Raw genomic sequence first — 14,445 nt, forward strand, 5'->3', positions numbered from 1 at the left:
CCCACCCAGCACACCCATCCGCGTTCTTATCGGCGTGGTCGTGACCGGCGCCGTGATCATCGCCGGCATCGGCTTCGCCGGTTCGTACGCGGCCGTCCGGGAGCTGGCCATCGAGAAGGGCTTCGGGAACTTCTCGTACGTGTTCCCGATCGGCATCGACGCGGGTATCTGCGTCCTGCTGGCCCTGGACCTGCTGCTGACCTGGATCCGCATCCCGTTCCCGCTGCTGCGGCAGACGGCCTGGCTGCTGACGGCGGCGACGATCGCCTTCAACGGCGCGGCGGCCTGGCCGGACCCGCTGGGCACGGGCATGCACGCGGTGATCCCGATCCTGTTCGTGGTGGCCGTCGAGGCGGCCCGGCACGCGATCGGCCGGATCGCCGACATCACGGCGGACAAGCACATGGAGGGCGTGCGCATCACGCGCTGGCTGCTCTCCCCGCTCCCCACCTTCCTGCTGTGGCGCCGGATGAAGCTGTGGGAGCTGCGCTCCTACGACCAGGTGATCAAGCTGGAGCAGGAACGTCTCGTCTACCAGGCGAGGCTGCGCTCGCGCTTCGGCCGTGCCTGGCGCCGCAAGGCCCCGGTGGAGTCGCTGATGCCGCTGCGGCTGGCCCGCTACGGCGTCCCGCTCGCGGAGACGGCCCCGGCGGGGCTGGCGGCGGCGGGCATAGAGCCGCCCGTGCTCCCCGCGGCCCAGGTGACGGCGGCCGTGCCCCAGCAGCAGCTGGCGGCGGCCGACCCCGGTATCCGGGCCGTCGAGGCGGCTCCCGCGGCGCAGCAGCCAACCTCGGCCCTGCCTAAATCAGGCGTGCAGACTGCCGGCCCAACCTCGCAGTCCCCTCAACCTCCACCGCCTACGGTGAATCCCCGTCTCGCTACAGCCAGCACAACCGCCTCCCACCCGGGGCGACAGGCGACAACCAAGGAACCCCGTTCATCAAGAGGCTCGGACAACATAACTCCCGGCCGTCATGACGCTCACCCGCATCCTTGCCCCACCACAAGCCCCAACCACAACCCAAAGAGCGCACCTGCCCAGCCCGCGCCACGAGCCCAGCAGCGGTCCGTCAGAGCCACCCTCACCGAGGCTGCACTGTCGGACGGGCAACCCGCAAAGCCCACATGCCCAGCCGCCGCAACGGCCCACGACTCTCGTCCCAGTACCGCCGCCGCCAGGCCACGGCTCACCACCGTCGACCGCTACTACCGCGTCTGGGTCGACTTCTACCACCAGCACCACCGCTACCCCGATGCCGCTGAACTCTCCGCCCATCTCGCCGACCAAGGTGTCCTGGACCGCAGCCAGCAACCCATCAAACCGAAGTCCCTCTCGCGCTACCTTCTCCAGTTCCGCCTCTACACCACATGGGCCAAGCACCGCGCCACCACCCATACGCCTGACCTGGGCCGCATCGCTCAGGAACTCGCCAGCCAAGGCATCACCGCCCAGTACAACAAGCCTCTCCGCCCCCATCACTTCAACCTCCACCTGCGCACCTTCGAACAACGCTGGCGAGCCCTCAATCTCGACGACACCTGATCCGGTAAAGGCCCTGTGGCTGGTGGTCTGGCTGCGGAATCGCCCTCGAGGTCTTCAGGACGCTCAACCGTCCAGCGGCTCACGGCGAAGTCGAGCCGATGGAGGATTCCGCAAAGACGGGGCCTCTGCGTGCGAAGGATGTGTATAGGTTGTAGCGGGCTCCATGCTCGGGCGGTACAGGACGTCGTAGTCGCGGTGAAAGCGGTTGGCCTCCGCTGCGGATCCGCTCAGCCGATGCAGCCAGAACCCGTAGGCCACCGACATCATCTGATTTTGCGTCAGGTGAAGCTGCCATCGCCTGCCACCTCGATCGTATGCGGCCGTACGCACCTGCTCGGCAAGGCCCTGCGCTGGCGGCATTCTCAACTGGCCGGCCAGGGCAACGAACACTCGCAGCGCTGCCATCTGCGACGGCGCCAGCTCTACCAACCGCTGTCCCGACTCAAGCTCTGGCTTGCACGCTGCCGGGCTCGGTCTGACACCGGCATACGCGAGAAGATCGTGTCCGGTAGCCGACAAACACACCGCCCAGCGCACCGGACGCCCTTCCCATGCCGACAATTCCGCGCGGGTCTCCCGGTCAGCCGTCTCGACCAGGCCCTCCCTCGCCAGGGAACGCGCACTCCGCTGCAACGACGGTGCCGCCACATCCAGCACCCACCCGTGCTCAGCCTTCTCCTCATGCGCCCACACGCTCCTGAGGATCTCGAGCGTCCTGTCTCCGTGCACCGCCAGCCACCCCATAGCGTCATCGCGACCCGCCCGGGCCGGCCTTCCGTTCCCATATGAGGGTGGCCCACCACCTGAGGGACGCAAGACGTTCACTGCCGCTCTCATGCGATCGTGTGACTTGCGCTCCGTGCGGGCCAGCGAACCCAAATGCGGGCACCCGCACACAATGCTCCGCCGACAACGGCGCCGGCTCGTCGAGCATGCCCTCCAGAAGACCGAAGCTGCGCCCACATTGCCCCAACGGGCCCGTGCAGGCCATTCTCAGCCACACGACAGGGAACTGTGCGACCCTCTTCCGTACTATCGCTACAACAAAGATGTGCGCCAGTAACTGCCTCCACCTCCGCGACAGCAGGCAGAAAAGCAAGAACCTTCGACTTAGCGCACGCCACGGACTTGTTGCACCCGCGGCTGCGCCACCCGGGAAGAGTGTGAGCATCATGTCCGAAACCACTGCCCAGACAACCGAGTTGACTTCCCACTACAGCGCTCAAGTAGCCGGCGACCTGGAACGCAACGTCAAGGAACAGGACCGCCTCAGCGCAGAGATCGAGGCGCTGCAGGCTCAGCTCGCCGCCCTGCGGCACGACCAGAGTGTGCTGGTGAACCTGCAGCAGGCCCTCGGCGTGACGGCACCCAGTGCATCTGCAGCCAAGCCGGTCAAGGCGGTGCCCGCCCCTCGCAAGAAGGCTGCCGCAGCCTCCGCGACAGCCAAGCAGGCAAAGTCCGACAAGCCTGCTCCCGCGAAGAAGCGCACCGGCAAGAAGACCGCCACCGCGGCGCCCGCCCCGCAGCGTGCCCTGCCCAAGCTGGTGGACCTTGTGCGGGAACACCTCTCCAGCCAGGACGGCCCTCGCTCGGCCGCCGAAGTCTCCACCCTGCTGAGCCAGCAGCATCCCGAACGCGCTGTGAAGGTCACCGTAGTACGCAACGCGCTGGAAGGGCTCGTGGCCAAGAACCAGGCCCAGCGCACCAAGCAGGGAACATCCGTCTTCTACACCGCCGCCGAGACCTCCGCGCCCACAGCAGGCGAGCAGACACCGCAGAGCAACGCGTAAGGCCTGAAGCGCTCGGCTGACTGTTCCACGTGAGCGCCACGGGGGCAGCTCACACATCCTGCCCGCGGCTGCGGGGACCGCGAGCAGGGTTGCGCGTGACAGGCTTTGAGCAGCGGGAACGCGAGCCTCAGTCAGCTACGGCCGCCGTTCGTGCAGAGGACTCACTGCCCAAAGCCGATATCGCGAGTTGCAGACTATGTACGTTCGCGAGCCGGCACAGCGTTTACTCGAGCGGTTGTCTGTCGTCCGGGACGCAGGCCGAGAGAGGTTGTCGTGAAACTGCGTGCCCACCAGGTCGAGGCCGTCGATGCCATCGTGCGGGGCTTGGACTCTCCTGCAGGCGGGGTTCCGGTGAACGGCCTGCGGGGGCAGGTTCATGCTGCGTGCGGGACCGGAAAGACCCTCATGGCTGCTGCTGCAGCGCGACGGATCGTGCCCCGTGGGCGGGTACTGGTTCTGGTGCCGACCCTGGATCTCCTGGTGCAGACGGTGAAGGCATGGCACGAAGCCGGGCACAAAGGAGCGGCTGTTGCCGTGTGCTCGCTCCAGGACGAACCGGAACTGTGGAACCTCGGAGTGCGGTGCACCACGAATCCAGTGCAGCTGGCACTGTGGCATGGCCACGGCCCAGTGACCATCTACGCCACGTACGCGTCACTGGGGGTGCTGGCCGAGGCGTTCGAAGGCGTATACGGACAGCAGTTGGCGCCCGTCGACCTGGCAGTAGTCGATGAGGCACACCGCACGTCCGGCTCGATGGGTAAAGCGTGGGCGGACATCCATGACCAGAGCGTCATCCCAGCCTGGCGGCGGCTCTACATGACGGCGACGCCGCGGATCTGGGAGGAGCAGCTGAGCCGGGAGGTAGCCGAGGGGGTGCGGGATCGACTGCCGCGGGAAATGGCAGCCTCTATGGATGACGAAGCGGTGTTCGGGCCCGTCCTGTACAAGCTCAGTTTGGCGTCTGCCATCTCGCGTGGGCTGCTGGCGCGCTATCAGATCCTTGTGCTGGAACTGCAGGACCCGATCGTCACCCCTGCACTGTTGATGGGTGAAAAGCGGCGCAGTGAAGAGGTGCGCGGCCAGCGGATTGGGTCCTTGCAGGCGGCTCTTCTGCACGCGATGGCGCGGCACAACCTGTCTACGTGCATCACCTTCCACCACCGGACGATGGAGGCACAGGCCTACGCGGAGGGACTCGAACATGTGGCAGCGAAGCTGCATGCCGAACGGCCGACGGAGTACCCGTCGCGCCTTTGGGCGGGCTGGCTGTGCGGTGAGCACCCCCCTGAGCGCCGGCGCCAAGTAATGGCCGGCTTCGGGTCCACGGCACAGCGGGCTGTGCTGTCTAACTGCCGTGTCCTCGGGGAAGGGGTGGACATCCGGGCCGTAGACTCCGTCGCGCTGCTGGACCCAAAAGGGGCCCCGCATGACATCGTCCAGGCCATCGGACGCGCGCTCCGCCAAAAGCCGGGGCAGGGAAAACTCGCCTCACTGATCGTGCCCGTTTTTCTCCAGCCGGGAGAGACGCCGGAGGACATGTTCACCTCCGGGTCGTACCGCCCCTTGGTGAGGGTGTTGGAAGGTCTGCGCGCTCACGACGAAGAGGCTGTCGAGTTGCTCGCGATTCCCCAGGAGCCGCAGAAGGATGCGGCGGAGCCCTCTGTCTCTATCGGGCCGCCGCCTCAGGATGGCGAGGAGGAATCCCGCCTCCTGCTTCGGTTCGCGGCGCCACGGGACCCGGTGATGGTTGCGGACTGGGTGTCGTTCAACGTGATCGATACCGAGAAGCAGGACTGGGCGCGCGGCTGGGCGAAGCTGAGGACGTTCGCCGAGCGCCAGTGCCACGCGCGGGTCCCGTACGGGCACAAGGAGGGCGCCTACCCGCTCGGACAGTGGGTCGCAGAGCAGCGACGGGCCTACGGAGCCGGGCAGATGAGCGGTCAGCGGGCCCGCCGGCTCGAGCAGCTGGGGATGGTGTGGTCGCCGGCGGATGAGCGGTTCCAGGAGAACCTCGAGGCCGCCAGGGCGTACTACGAGCAGCACTGGACGCTGTGCGCGCCTAGGCCGGCCACAGTGCTGGACCGGCCGGTGGGGCAATGGCTCAGCAATTTGCGGCGCCCCGGTGCGCTGGATGGCCACCCCGATTGGAAGGCCGCGCTCGAGGCCGTGGACGAGGACTGGAACCCGGCATGGCCGGCGGAGTGGCAGCGGCACTACGCCGCACTGCGGGAGCTGGTGCGCGATGAGGAGGGCCGGGCGGAGGTGCTGCCCGGGTTCACGGTCCACGGCATGGACATCGGGAAGTGGCTGGCCCGGCAACGTAAGCCCGAGGTCTGGCAGGCCCTTCACAACGGGCAGCGCGAGCGCCTGGAGCGGCTCGGCATCACGCCGCTCGTCGAGGAGCCGGAGACGCCCGTGAAGCCGTCCACGGCGCTCGTGAGTGCCTTCGAGCGGGGCGTTGCAGCCCTGGCGCAGTACAAGACCCGGGAAGGGCACCTGACAGTGCCCAGGGCTCACGTAGAGCGGCTGGAGGACGGCACGGAGGTCAAGCTCGGAGTGTGGATCATGAACCAGAAGGGCCGCCGCGCGAAGCTGACGGCCGATAAGCTTCACCAGCTCGCCGACCTCGGACTGGAGTGGGCGTAGTCGTGTGAGATTCAGCGGGTGGTGTTTTCGGCGCGCATCATGCGGCGCAGTCCGGTGCGGGCGGCGGCGAGGTCTTCCTCTAGTGAGGCGGTGTGGCCACGGAGGACGGCGTTTTCTTCGGTGGCGTGCTGGAGCTGGTCGGCAAGCTGATGGTTGTGGTGGGTCAGTTCCTCAATGCGGGTGGTCAGGTCGGGGGCGTGGAGGGTGTCGAGCTGCTTTCCTTCGTGACGCGTTGCAATCTTGATGGTGCGCCCTTTCAACGTGTGAGCAACGCGGTCACACTTCCGGCACCCAGTCAAGAAACCCAGAAGCAGTGAACTCGCCGAGCGTGGAAAGGCGTTCAATGCCCTGACCCGAGGCGTCCACGCCGTCACCGAACACGCCGACGCTCTGCTGAAGGTCACCTTCAGGCCCTACGCCGGGTCAGCCTCGGCGTTCTAGCGCTCACACGCCGGCAGGACCCTCGGCTCCACGCGCCAGGAAGCGGACAGGTCCAGCACGATGCCGTGATCATGTTCTCCTGACCGCCGGCCATGCATCGCCGGCGCCGGCCTCGGCGAGGATGCTGCGGGTGTCCGGGCTGTAGCGCGCGGCGGCGGTCTCGGCGTGGCGCAGGTAGCCGGAGTACACGCCCGTGTAGCCGAGGCTGAACGTCTCGCGGTCCGTCCGTACCTCGCGACCCGGCGGCACCTTTCGCGGCCGTCGGCCCAGCAGGTGGACAGATACCGACGCCGGTCGATCAGCGTCCGCGCCGCCTGAACGAGACCGAACGGCGGGCGGTGTTCGCCTGCGTGAGGGCCAAGCCCTTCGGAAACCTTGTCGATACGTCCTGACAAAGCTATTGACATCACCCCGGTACCATTTCATAGTACCTGCACTAGCGCGCGCTAGTAACGCGCTCTAGACGGTCAGCAAGGCGGCATCACCCACAGCTGCCCCAGACAAACCTTCTCTTCTGCCGCACAGGTCACCCCGAAACCGACCGCCAGACCAGCAAGGCAGCGACCCAGATTCCCACCATGCGCACAGTGAGGTGCAAGGGACATGCACAGATACCACCGAGCCGCCGCTCTCACCGCCGCCGTACTGGCCGGCACCCTGTTCGCCGCAGGCTGTTCCAGCAGCTCCGGCGGCAAAAAGTCCGAGGAGAGCGCCGCCGGCGTCTCGGCGGGCAAGGCGAGCACTCCCCGGATGACCGTCGCCATGGTCACCCATGCCTCTCCCGGCGACACGTTCTGGGACCTCATCCGCAAGGGCGCCCAGGCCGCCGCCGCCAAGGACAACATCAAGCTCGTCTACTCCAGCGACCCCAGCGCCGGGAACCAGGCCAACCTGGTCCAGAACGCCATCGACCAGAAGGTCGACGGCATCGCCCTGACCGCCGCCAAGCCCGACGCCATGAAGGACGTCATCGCCAAGGCCAACGCGGCCGGCATCCCCGTCGTCGGCTTCAACTCCGGTGTCAACGACTGGAAGAAGCTCGGCATGCTCGAGTACTTCGGCCAGGACGAGAACATCGCCGGCCAGGCCTTCGGCGCACGCCTCAACACCCTCGGCGCCAAGCACGCCCTCTGCGTCATCCAGGAACAGGGCCAGGTCGCCCTGGAGGCCCGCTGCGCCGGTCTGAAGAAGGGCTTCAGCGGCAAGACCGACATCCTGTACGTCAACGGCACCGACATGCCGTCGGTGAAGTCGACCATCACCGCCAAGCTCAGGGCCGATTCCTCCATCGACCAGGTCGTCACGCTCGGCGCCCCGATCGCGCTGACCGCCGTCCAGTCGCTCTCCGACGCGGGCAGCAAGGCGAAGATCGCCACCTTCGACCTCAACAAGGACCTGGTCAAGGCCGTCCAGGATGGCACCATCGAGTTCGCCGTCGACCAGCAGCCCTACCTCCAGGGCTACCTCGCCGTCGACGCCCTCTGGCTGTACAGGACCAACGGCAACTTCAGCGGCGGCAGCACCGCCCCGGTCCTGACCGGCCCCGCCTTCATCACCAAGGACAACGCCGACTCCGTCGCCGCCTTCGCCGCCAAGGGAACCCGGTGATGAGCACGGCCCAGCACGCCGAGCCGGCGGTGACCACACCGCCGGCCCCCGGCCCCGCGAAGGAAACCGACGGGCGGACCCGACAGCGCCCCCTGGCCGTACGCCTCCTCGCCCGCCCCGAGGTGGGAGTCTTCCTCGGCGCCGTCGCCGTGTTCGTCTTCTTCCTGATCACCGCGCCCCCGGTGCGGGACGGCAGCTCGATGGCGAACGTCCTGTACCAGTCCTCGACCATCGGGATCATGGCGCTGCCGGTCGCGCTGCTGATGATCGGCGGCGAGTTCGACCTGTCGTCCGGTGTCGCGGTGATCACCTCGGCGCTGACCGCGTCGATGCTCGCCTACCAGTTGAGCATGAACATCTGGGTCGGTGCGATCGCGGCCCTGATCGTGTCCCTCGCGATCGGCTTCCTCAACGGCTGGCTGGTGGTCAGGACCGGACTGCCCAGCTTCCTGATCACGCTCGGCACCTTCCTGATCCTGCAGGGCGTCAACCTCGCGATCACCAAGCTGGTCACCGGGAACGTCGCCACCGACGACATCAGCGACATGGACGGCTTCGACCAGGCCAAGAAGGTCTTCTCGTCATCCTTCGACGTCGGCGGCGTCGACGTGAAGGTCACCGTGGTGTGGTGGCTCGGCTTCGCCGTGCTCGCCACCTGGGTGCTGCTCCGTACCAGGTACGGCAACTGGATCTTCGCCGTCGGCGGCAACAAAGACAGCGCCCGGGCCGTCGGTGTCCCGGTGACCTTCACGAAAATCTCACTGTTCATGCTGGTCGGCTTCGGCGCCTGGTTCGTCGGCATGCACCAGCTGTTCACCTTCAACACCGTCCAGTCCGGCGAGGGCGTGGGCCAGGAGCTGATCTACATCTCGGCCGCGGTAATCGGCGGCTGTCTGCTGACCGGCGGCGCCGGATCCGCGATCGGCCCGGTCTTCGGGGCGTTCATGTTCGGCATGGTCCAGCAGGGCATCGTCTACGCCGGCTGGAACCCGGACTGGTTCAAGGCCTTCCTCGGCGTGATGCTCCTCGGCGCCGTCCTCATCAATCTGTGGATCCAGCGCTCGGCAACCCGGAGGTGACCGACCCGATGACAACCACCAACGAGGCCATGCGCAACAAGACCGCACCGGAGGGCCCGGCGCCTCAGGACGCCAAGTCGGTCGTCGAGCTGAAGGGCACTGGAAAGTCCTACGGCAACATCCGGGCGCTGCACGGCGTCGACCTTAAGGTCTCCCCCGGCCGGGTCAGCTGTGTGCTCGGCGACAACGGCGCAGGCAAGTCGACACTGATCAAAATCATCTCGGGGCTGCACCAGCACACCGAGGGCGAGTTCCTCGTCGACGGCCGCCCCGTGCGTTTCTCCACCCCCCGCGAGGCGCTCGACGCCGGTATCGCCACCGTCTACCAGGACCTGGCGACGGTTCCGCTGATGCCGGTGTGGCGCAACTTCTTCCTCGGCTCCGAGATGACCAAGGGCTCCTGGCCCCTGCGCCGTCTCGACATCGAGCAGATGAAGAAGACCGCCGACCACGAACTGCGCGAGATGGGCATCGTCCTCGACAACCTGGAACAACCCATCGGCACCTTGTCGGGGGGCCAGCGCCAGTGCGTGGCCATCGCCCGCGCCGTGTACTTCGGCGCACGGGTGCTCATCCTGGACGAGCCCACCGCCGCCCTCGGCGTCAAGCAGTCCGGCGTCGTCCTCAAGTACGTGGCCGCCGCCCGCGACCGCGGACTCGGCGTCATCTTCATCACCCACAACCCCCACCACGCCTACATGGTCGGCGACCACTTCAGCGTCCTGCGCCTCGGGACCATGGAACTCAGGGCCTCCCGCGACAAGGTCAGCCTGGAGGAGCTGACCAACCACATGGCCGGCGGCGCGGAACTCGCCTCGCTCAAGCACGAGCTGGCGCAGGTGCGCGGAGTGAACGTGGAAGAGCTCCCGGAGGAGGACCTGACCGCACCGAAGACGAGCACGGGCGACGCTGCGGACTGACGACAGCAGGCACATCAGGCCCGCCCCCGAAGGTGCCCCGGCCTGGGTGGTCCACGGCGATCAGAGCGTCATCGAGGTGAACAGAGCCTCGCGGTCGCTCGCCACGCCGTGGCCTGTCCGGCCCTTCACACAACAAGAAAGGCGGGTCCGGCTTGAGCCCGGTACGAATCGGAGTGATCGGCGCGGGCAACATGGGCGCCGACCATGTGCGGAACGTGCACCGCCATGTCCCCGACGCGGTGGTCACCATGGTCGCCGACATCGACACCGACCGGGCGGCCGCCGTAGCGGGCGAGGTCCCCGGTGCGCGCGCCGCCGGCGATCCGTACGCATTGATCGACGATCCGGAGATCGACGCCGTGGTCATCGCCTCGCACGACAGCACTCACGCCGATCTGTGCGTCGCAGCAATACGGGCCGGCAAGCCCGTCCTGTGCGAGAAGCCTCTCGCCCCGACCTTGGGCGAGTGCGTCCGCGTCGCACAGGAGGAGCTGCGGGCAGGCCGCCGGCTGATCTCGCTGGGCTTCATGCGCCGCTTCGACCCCGCCTACCTGGAGCTGAAGGAGGCTCTGAGCGACGGTGTCTACGGGGCGCCACTGCTGCTCCACTGTGTCAGCCGCGGGGTCTGCTCCGCTCCTGGGGCTACCGACGAGTCGAGCGTCACCGGGTCGGCCGTTCACGAGTTCGACACGGTCGCCTGGCTGCTCAACTCCCGGATCAGCGAGGTCGCCTGGCACGCGCCGCGCGCCACGGGGGCGGTGACCGACCTGCGCGACCCGCAGCTGATGCTGCTGCGCACCGCGGACGGGGCACTGACCACCGTCGAGGTGTTCCTCAACGCCCGCTACGGCTACGACATCCGCTGCGAGGTGGCCTGCGAGCACGGCACGCTGGCCCTCGCCCACCCCGCCCGCCTGGTCACCGACTCGGCCCGAACCCGCTCCGTCGGCTACCCGGCCGACTGGCGCCCCCGGTTCGCCGACGCCTACCGCCTCGAACTGCGCGCCTGGACCGAGGCCGTAGCGACCGCCAGTCCTCCGCCGCTGGCCGGCGCCCAGGAGGGACTGATCGCGAGCGCCGTGGCCGAGGCCGTCATCACGTCCATGCGGAGCAGGGGCGAGACCGTCGCCGTGCAGATTCCGGAGGTGTGAGCATGCCCGTCTTCCCCACAGCTCTGCCCGCCCCGCGCACGCCGGACCCGATGGAGGCTCCCGCGCTGCGCTGGGGTGTCCTGGGCACCGGCTGGATAGCTGAGTGCTTCGTGCGTTCCGTGCGCCGCCACACCCGCCAGCGCTTCACCGCCGTCGCCTCCCGCGATGCCTACCGCGCCAAGGACTTCGCAGACCGGCACGGCATCCCGCACGCATACGGTTCCTATCGGGAGCTGGCCGCGGCCAGGGACGTAGACGTCGTCTACATCGCCACCGAGCACACCGCCCACCTCGGATGTGCCCGGATCGCCCTCGACGCCGGCAAGCACACACTGGTGGAGAAACCGCTCGCACCCAACGCTCCCCAGGCGGCCGAGATCGCCCGGCTCGCCGCGGAACGCAGCCTGTTCTGCGCCGAGGCCCTTTGGACCTTCTTCCTTCCCAGGTTCGATGTCGTCCGGCAGATCCTCGACTCCGGCGTCCTCGGCAACATACGTACGGTTCTGGCCGAATACGGTGAGTACTTCAGCGGTGACCATCGCATCCTCCGCCCCGCGCAGGCCGGCGGCCCGCTCCTCGACCTCGGCACCTACCCCTTGTCCCTAGCCGTGCGGGTCCTCGGCACCCCTACGCAGGTGCTGGCCTGCGCCGAGCCGCATCCCGCGGGCGTCGCGGGCCAGGTGTCCGCCCTTCTGCGGGCCGCCGACGGTGGGCAGGGCGTCGTCCACACCACCCTGCTCAGCGACACCCCCACCACGGCCACGATCGCCGGCAGCCGGGCCACGCTGAGCCTGCCCGGCCCCTTCTACCAGCCGGGCGAGGTGGTGCTCACACCGACGGGTGGCGGCACCCCGCTGACCCGCACCGAGCCGCACACCGCGCATGAGGCGCTGCACTACGAAGCCGCGGAGGTGGCCCGCTGTGTCAGCGCGGGGCTTGTCCAGTCACCGCTGCGCCCGTTGGCAGACTCCGTGGCCACGCTGGGCGCGATGGATGAGATCCGTCGGCAGTGCGGCATCACCTTTCCCTCAGACCCCTGACGACCTCATGTCACCGCCGGAGCGCCTCTCATTCCTTCGGCGGGCCACTGGTCCCCCGCACCACCAGCTCGGGCTCCAGCACCGCCTCCTGCGGCTCCCGTTCGGGGTCCTCCAACCGCTCCACCGCGAAGCGCACCGCGTGCTGGGCCATGAGCACCGCGTCCTGGCGCACGGTGGTCAGGCCGATCGGCATCAAATGGGAGAGGTGGCTGTCGTCGTACCCGACCACCGACAGATCACGGGGGACTTCGACGCCGGCCCGGGTCAGCGACATCATCAGGCCCATCGCACTGCGGTCGTTGCCGGCCAGGACCGCGGTCGGCAGCGGCCGGCCCTCGTCGTGCTCCGCCACCAAGAGACGGCCGGTCTCGATGCCGGATGCTTCCGTGTGCTCGCCGGGGATGACCCGCTCCTCGGTCATGAGTCCGTGCCGGCGCATCGCCGCCCGGTACGCGCGCCGCCGGTCCGCCGAACCCGGCCCTCGGCCGCCGTCGATGTGGACGATCCTGCGGTGCCCCAGCCCGACCAGGTGGTCCATCGCCTGGTGGATTCCCTTGGCCTCGGCGGAGTGCACGAAGTCCACGTGGGCGTGCGGGACCCGGCGGCTCACGGAGACGGCGACCGTGCGGCGTCCCAGCTCACCGAGGAAGGACGGCTTCGCAAAGGACCCGAGCACGATCACCGACTCGCAACGGTGGCTGAGCAGCGCCTCGACGGCCTTCTCCTCGCTGCGGCTCTGTGCGGCGCCGGACAGCAGGACCTCGTAGCCGAGGCGTTCGGCCTCCGGGTAGATGGCCTCGATGAGGTTGGTGTGAAACGTCTGCTGGAGGGTGAACATGACGCCGAGGGTGCGGCTGCGACCGCGCGCCAGGAGCCGGGCGGCGCTGTCGGGCCGGTAGCCGATCTCGTCGGCGACCCGTAGCACCCGCCGTCGTGTCTCTTCGCCGGCGCCGACCTCCCCGCGGAACACGATCGAGACCAGTGCCCGGGAGACACCCGCCTTCTCGGCGACGTCCGCCATCGTGGGCCGCTGCTTGCCCGATGCACCCACTGAAGCCGCCCTCCCAGAGCGCCCGCCACGGCGGCGAGCTCGAAATCTTCCAGCAACGAGGTATTGACAGGACATTTGGACTGGGGCCATCGTACTCGAACTAGAGCGCGCTAGTAGAGCGCGGCAGGGAGTCGTTCACACGGGCTCCCACCCATCCTCCGGAGCGAAGGGGCACCAGCGTGATGCCGTTCGACGTGCTGACCATCGGCCGTGTGGGAGTGGACGTGTATCCGCTCCAAACCGGCGTGGCGCTGGCGGAGGTCACCTCGTTCGGCAAGTACCTCGGCGGCAGCCCGACGAACGTCGCGGTGGCAGCGGCGCGGTATGGCCGCTCGACGGCCGTGATCACCAAGACGGGGCGCGATCCGTTCGGCGCGTTCGTGCGCACCGCACTTGAGGGCTACGGCGTCGACAGCCGGTACGTGGGCACCTCGGACATCGCGCCGACGCCGGTGACGTTCTGCGAGATCTTCCCGCCGGACGACTTCCCGCTCTACTTCTACCGGCTGCCGAAGGCCCCCGACCTGGACATCCGGCCCGCCGAACTGGACCTGGACGCGGTGCGGGACACGGCGATCTTCTGGTTCACGGGCACAGGGCTGAGCGAGGAGCCGAGCCGTTCAGCAACGCTGGCCGCGCTGGCACACCGGGCGAAGTCCGGCCCGACGGTCTTCGACCTCGACTGGCGGCCCATGTTCTGGAGCGGCACGGCCGACCCGTCCGCGGCGCGCGGCGCCTACGCCGAAGCGCTCCGGCACGCCACGGTCGCGGTCGGCAACCTCGCCGAGTGCGAGATCGCCACCGGGGAGCGGGAGCCGTACGCGGCCGCGAAGGCACTGCTGGCGGCAGGTGTGGAGCTGGCGGTGGTGAAGCAGGGCCCCAGGGGCGTCCTGGCCATGGACCGGGACGGCTCGACCGCCGAGATCCCGCCGGTCCCGGTGGAGGTGGTCAACGGCCTGGGTGCCGGTGACGCCTTCGGCGGGGCACTCTGCCACGGGCTGCTGTCCGGCTGGGACACCCACCGCACGGTCGCCTTCGCCAACGCCGCCGGCGCCATCGTCGCGTCCCGGCTCTCCTGCTCCGACGCCATGCCCACCCAGGCCGAGGTCGACGCCAAGCTCCGCGGCGCAGCCGCCGGCTCCGCCGACGCCCGCCCGCAACGAAAGGCCTGAC

At 68.4% G+C, this 14,445-nt stretch carries 12 protein-coding genes and 1 pseudogene; 9 read left to right on the forward strand and 4 right to left on the reverse strand.

The window, feature by feature from the left end:
* Positions 1-16: 16 nt before the first annotated feature.
* Entirely contained in the window at positions 17-1,543 is a 1,527-nt protein-coding gene (locus Saso_RS38600) for a DUF2637 domain-containing protein (protein ID WP_372442554.1), read from the forward strand.
* Between the two features lie 63 nt (positions 1,544-1,606).
* On the opposite strand, the gene Saso_RS38605 is transcribed toward Saso_RS38600, so the two are convergent.
* On the reverse strand, positions 1,607-2,380 hold the full coding sequence (locus tag Saso_RS38605; RefSeq protein ID WP_307822368.1) for a DUF6417 family protein: 774 nt from the start codon (positions 2,378-2,380) through the stop codon (positions 1,607-1,609).
* Between the two features lie 335 nt (positions 2,381-2,715).
* Between Saso_RS38605 and Saso_RS36750 the strand changes: the two genes are divergently transcribed.
* Together Saso_RS36750 and Saso_RS36755 are read left to right on the forward strand one after the other, a co-directional pair.
* Entirely contained in the window at positions 2,716-3,333 is a 618-nt protein-coding gene (locus Saso_RS36750) for a hypothetical protein (protein WP_189927120.1), read from the forward strand.
* A 273-nt stretch (positions 3,334-3,606) separates the two neighbouring features.
* Positions 3,607-5,982, forward strand: coding sequence for a DEAD/DEAH box helicase (locus tag Saso_RS36755; RefSeq protein ID WP_189927121.1), 2,376 nt, complete (start codon positions 3,607-3,609; stop codon positions 5,980-5,982).
* Positions 5,983-5,993: 11 nt separating this feature from the next.
* Here the strand turns inward: Saso_RS36755 and Saso_RS36760 are convergent, their stop codons facing one another.
* Entirely contained in the window at positions 5,994-6,242 is a 249-nt protein-coding gene (locus Saso_RS36760; protein ID WP_189927122.1) for a hypothetical protein, read from the reverse strand.
* Between the two features lie 177 nt (positions 6,243-6,419).
* A pseudogene (locus Saso_RS36765) lies at positions 6,420-6,660 on the reverse strand (hypothetical protein); the annotation flags it as partial.
* Between the two features lie 366 nt (positions 6,661-7,026).
* Between Saso_RS36765 and Saso_RS36770 the strand changes: the two are divergent.
* The 5 genes from Saso_RS36770 to Saso_RS36790 all read left to right on the forward strand — a co-directional run bounded on the left by Saso_RS36770 (position 7,027) and on the right by Saso_RS36790 (position 12,221).
* On the forward strand, positions 7,027-8,031 hold the full coding sequence (locus Saso_RS36770; RefSeq protein WP_189927123.1) for a sugar ABC transporter substrate-binding protein: 1,005 nt from the start codon (positions 7,027-7,029) through the stop codon (positions 8,029-8,031).
* The gene (locus Saso_RS36775) at positions 8,031-9,110 is read left to right on the forward strand and encodes an ABC transporter permease (protein WP_189927124.1); all 1,080 of its coding nucleotides are present in this window, start codon (positions 8,031-8,033) and stop codon (positions 9,108-9,110) included. The genes Saso_RS36770 and Saso_RS36775 overlap by 1 nt, the downstream gene beginning before the upstream one ends.
* A gap of 29 nt (positions 9,111-9,139) precedes the next feature.
* On the forward strand, positions 9,140-10,030 hold the full coding sequence (locus Saso_RS36780) for an ATP-binding cassette domain-containing protein (protein WP_189927307.1): 891 nt from the start codon (positions 9,140-9,142) through the stop codon (positions 10,028-10,030).
* A 152-nt stretch (positions 10,031-10,182) separates the two neighbouring features.
* The gene (locus Saso_RS36785; protein ID WP_189927125.1) at positions 10,183-11,181 is read left to right on the forward strand and encodes a Gfo/Idh/MocA family oxidoreductase; all 999 of its coding nucleotides are present in this window, start codon (positions 10,183-10,185) and stop codon (positions 11,179-11,181) included.
* Positions 11,182-11,183: 2 nt separating this feature from the next.
* Positions 11,184-12,221: a Gfo/Idh/MocA family protein gene (locus Saso_RS36790; RefSeq protein WP_189927126.1), complete on the forward strand. Its 1,038-nt coding sequence runs from the start codon at positions 11,184-11,186 to the stop codon at positions 12,219-12,221.
* A 28-nt stretch (positions 12,222-12,249) separates the two neighbouring features.
* On the opposite strand, the gene Saso_RS36795 is transcribed toward Saso_RS36790, so the two are convergent.
* Entirely contained in the window at positions 12,250-13,242 is a 993-nt protein-coding gene (locus Saso_RS36795) for a LacI family DNA-binding transcriptional regulator (RefSeq protein ID WP_189927127.1), read from the reverse strand.
* Positions 13,243-13,454: 212 nt separating this feature from the next.
* Here Saso_RS36795 and iolC point away from each other — a divergent pair, with 212 nt between their 5' ends.
* The gene (gene iolC, locus Saso_RS36800; RefSeq protein WP_189927308.1) at positions 13,455-14,444 is read left to right on the forward strand and encodes a 5-dehydro-2-deoxygluconokinase; all 990 of its coding nucleotides are present in this window, start codon (positions 13,455-13,457) and stop codon (positions 14,442-14,444) included.
* Position 14,445 lies beyond the last annotated feature (1 nt).

The sequence above is a fragment of the Streptomyces asoensis genome (assembly GCF_016860545.1).
In the GTDB taxonomy this organism is placed as follows: Bacteria; Actinomycetota; Actinomycetes; order Streptomycetales; family Streptomycetaceae; genus Streptomyces; species Streptomyces asoensis.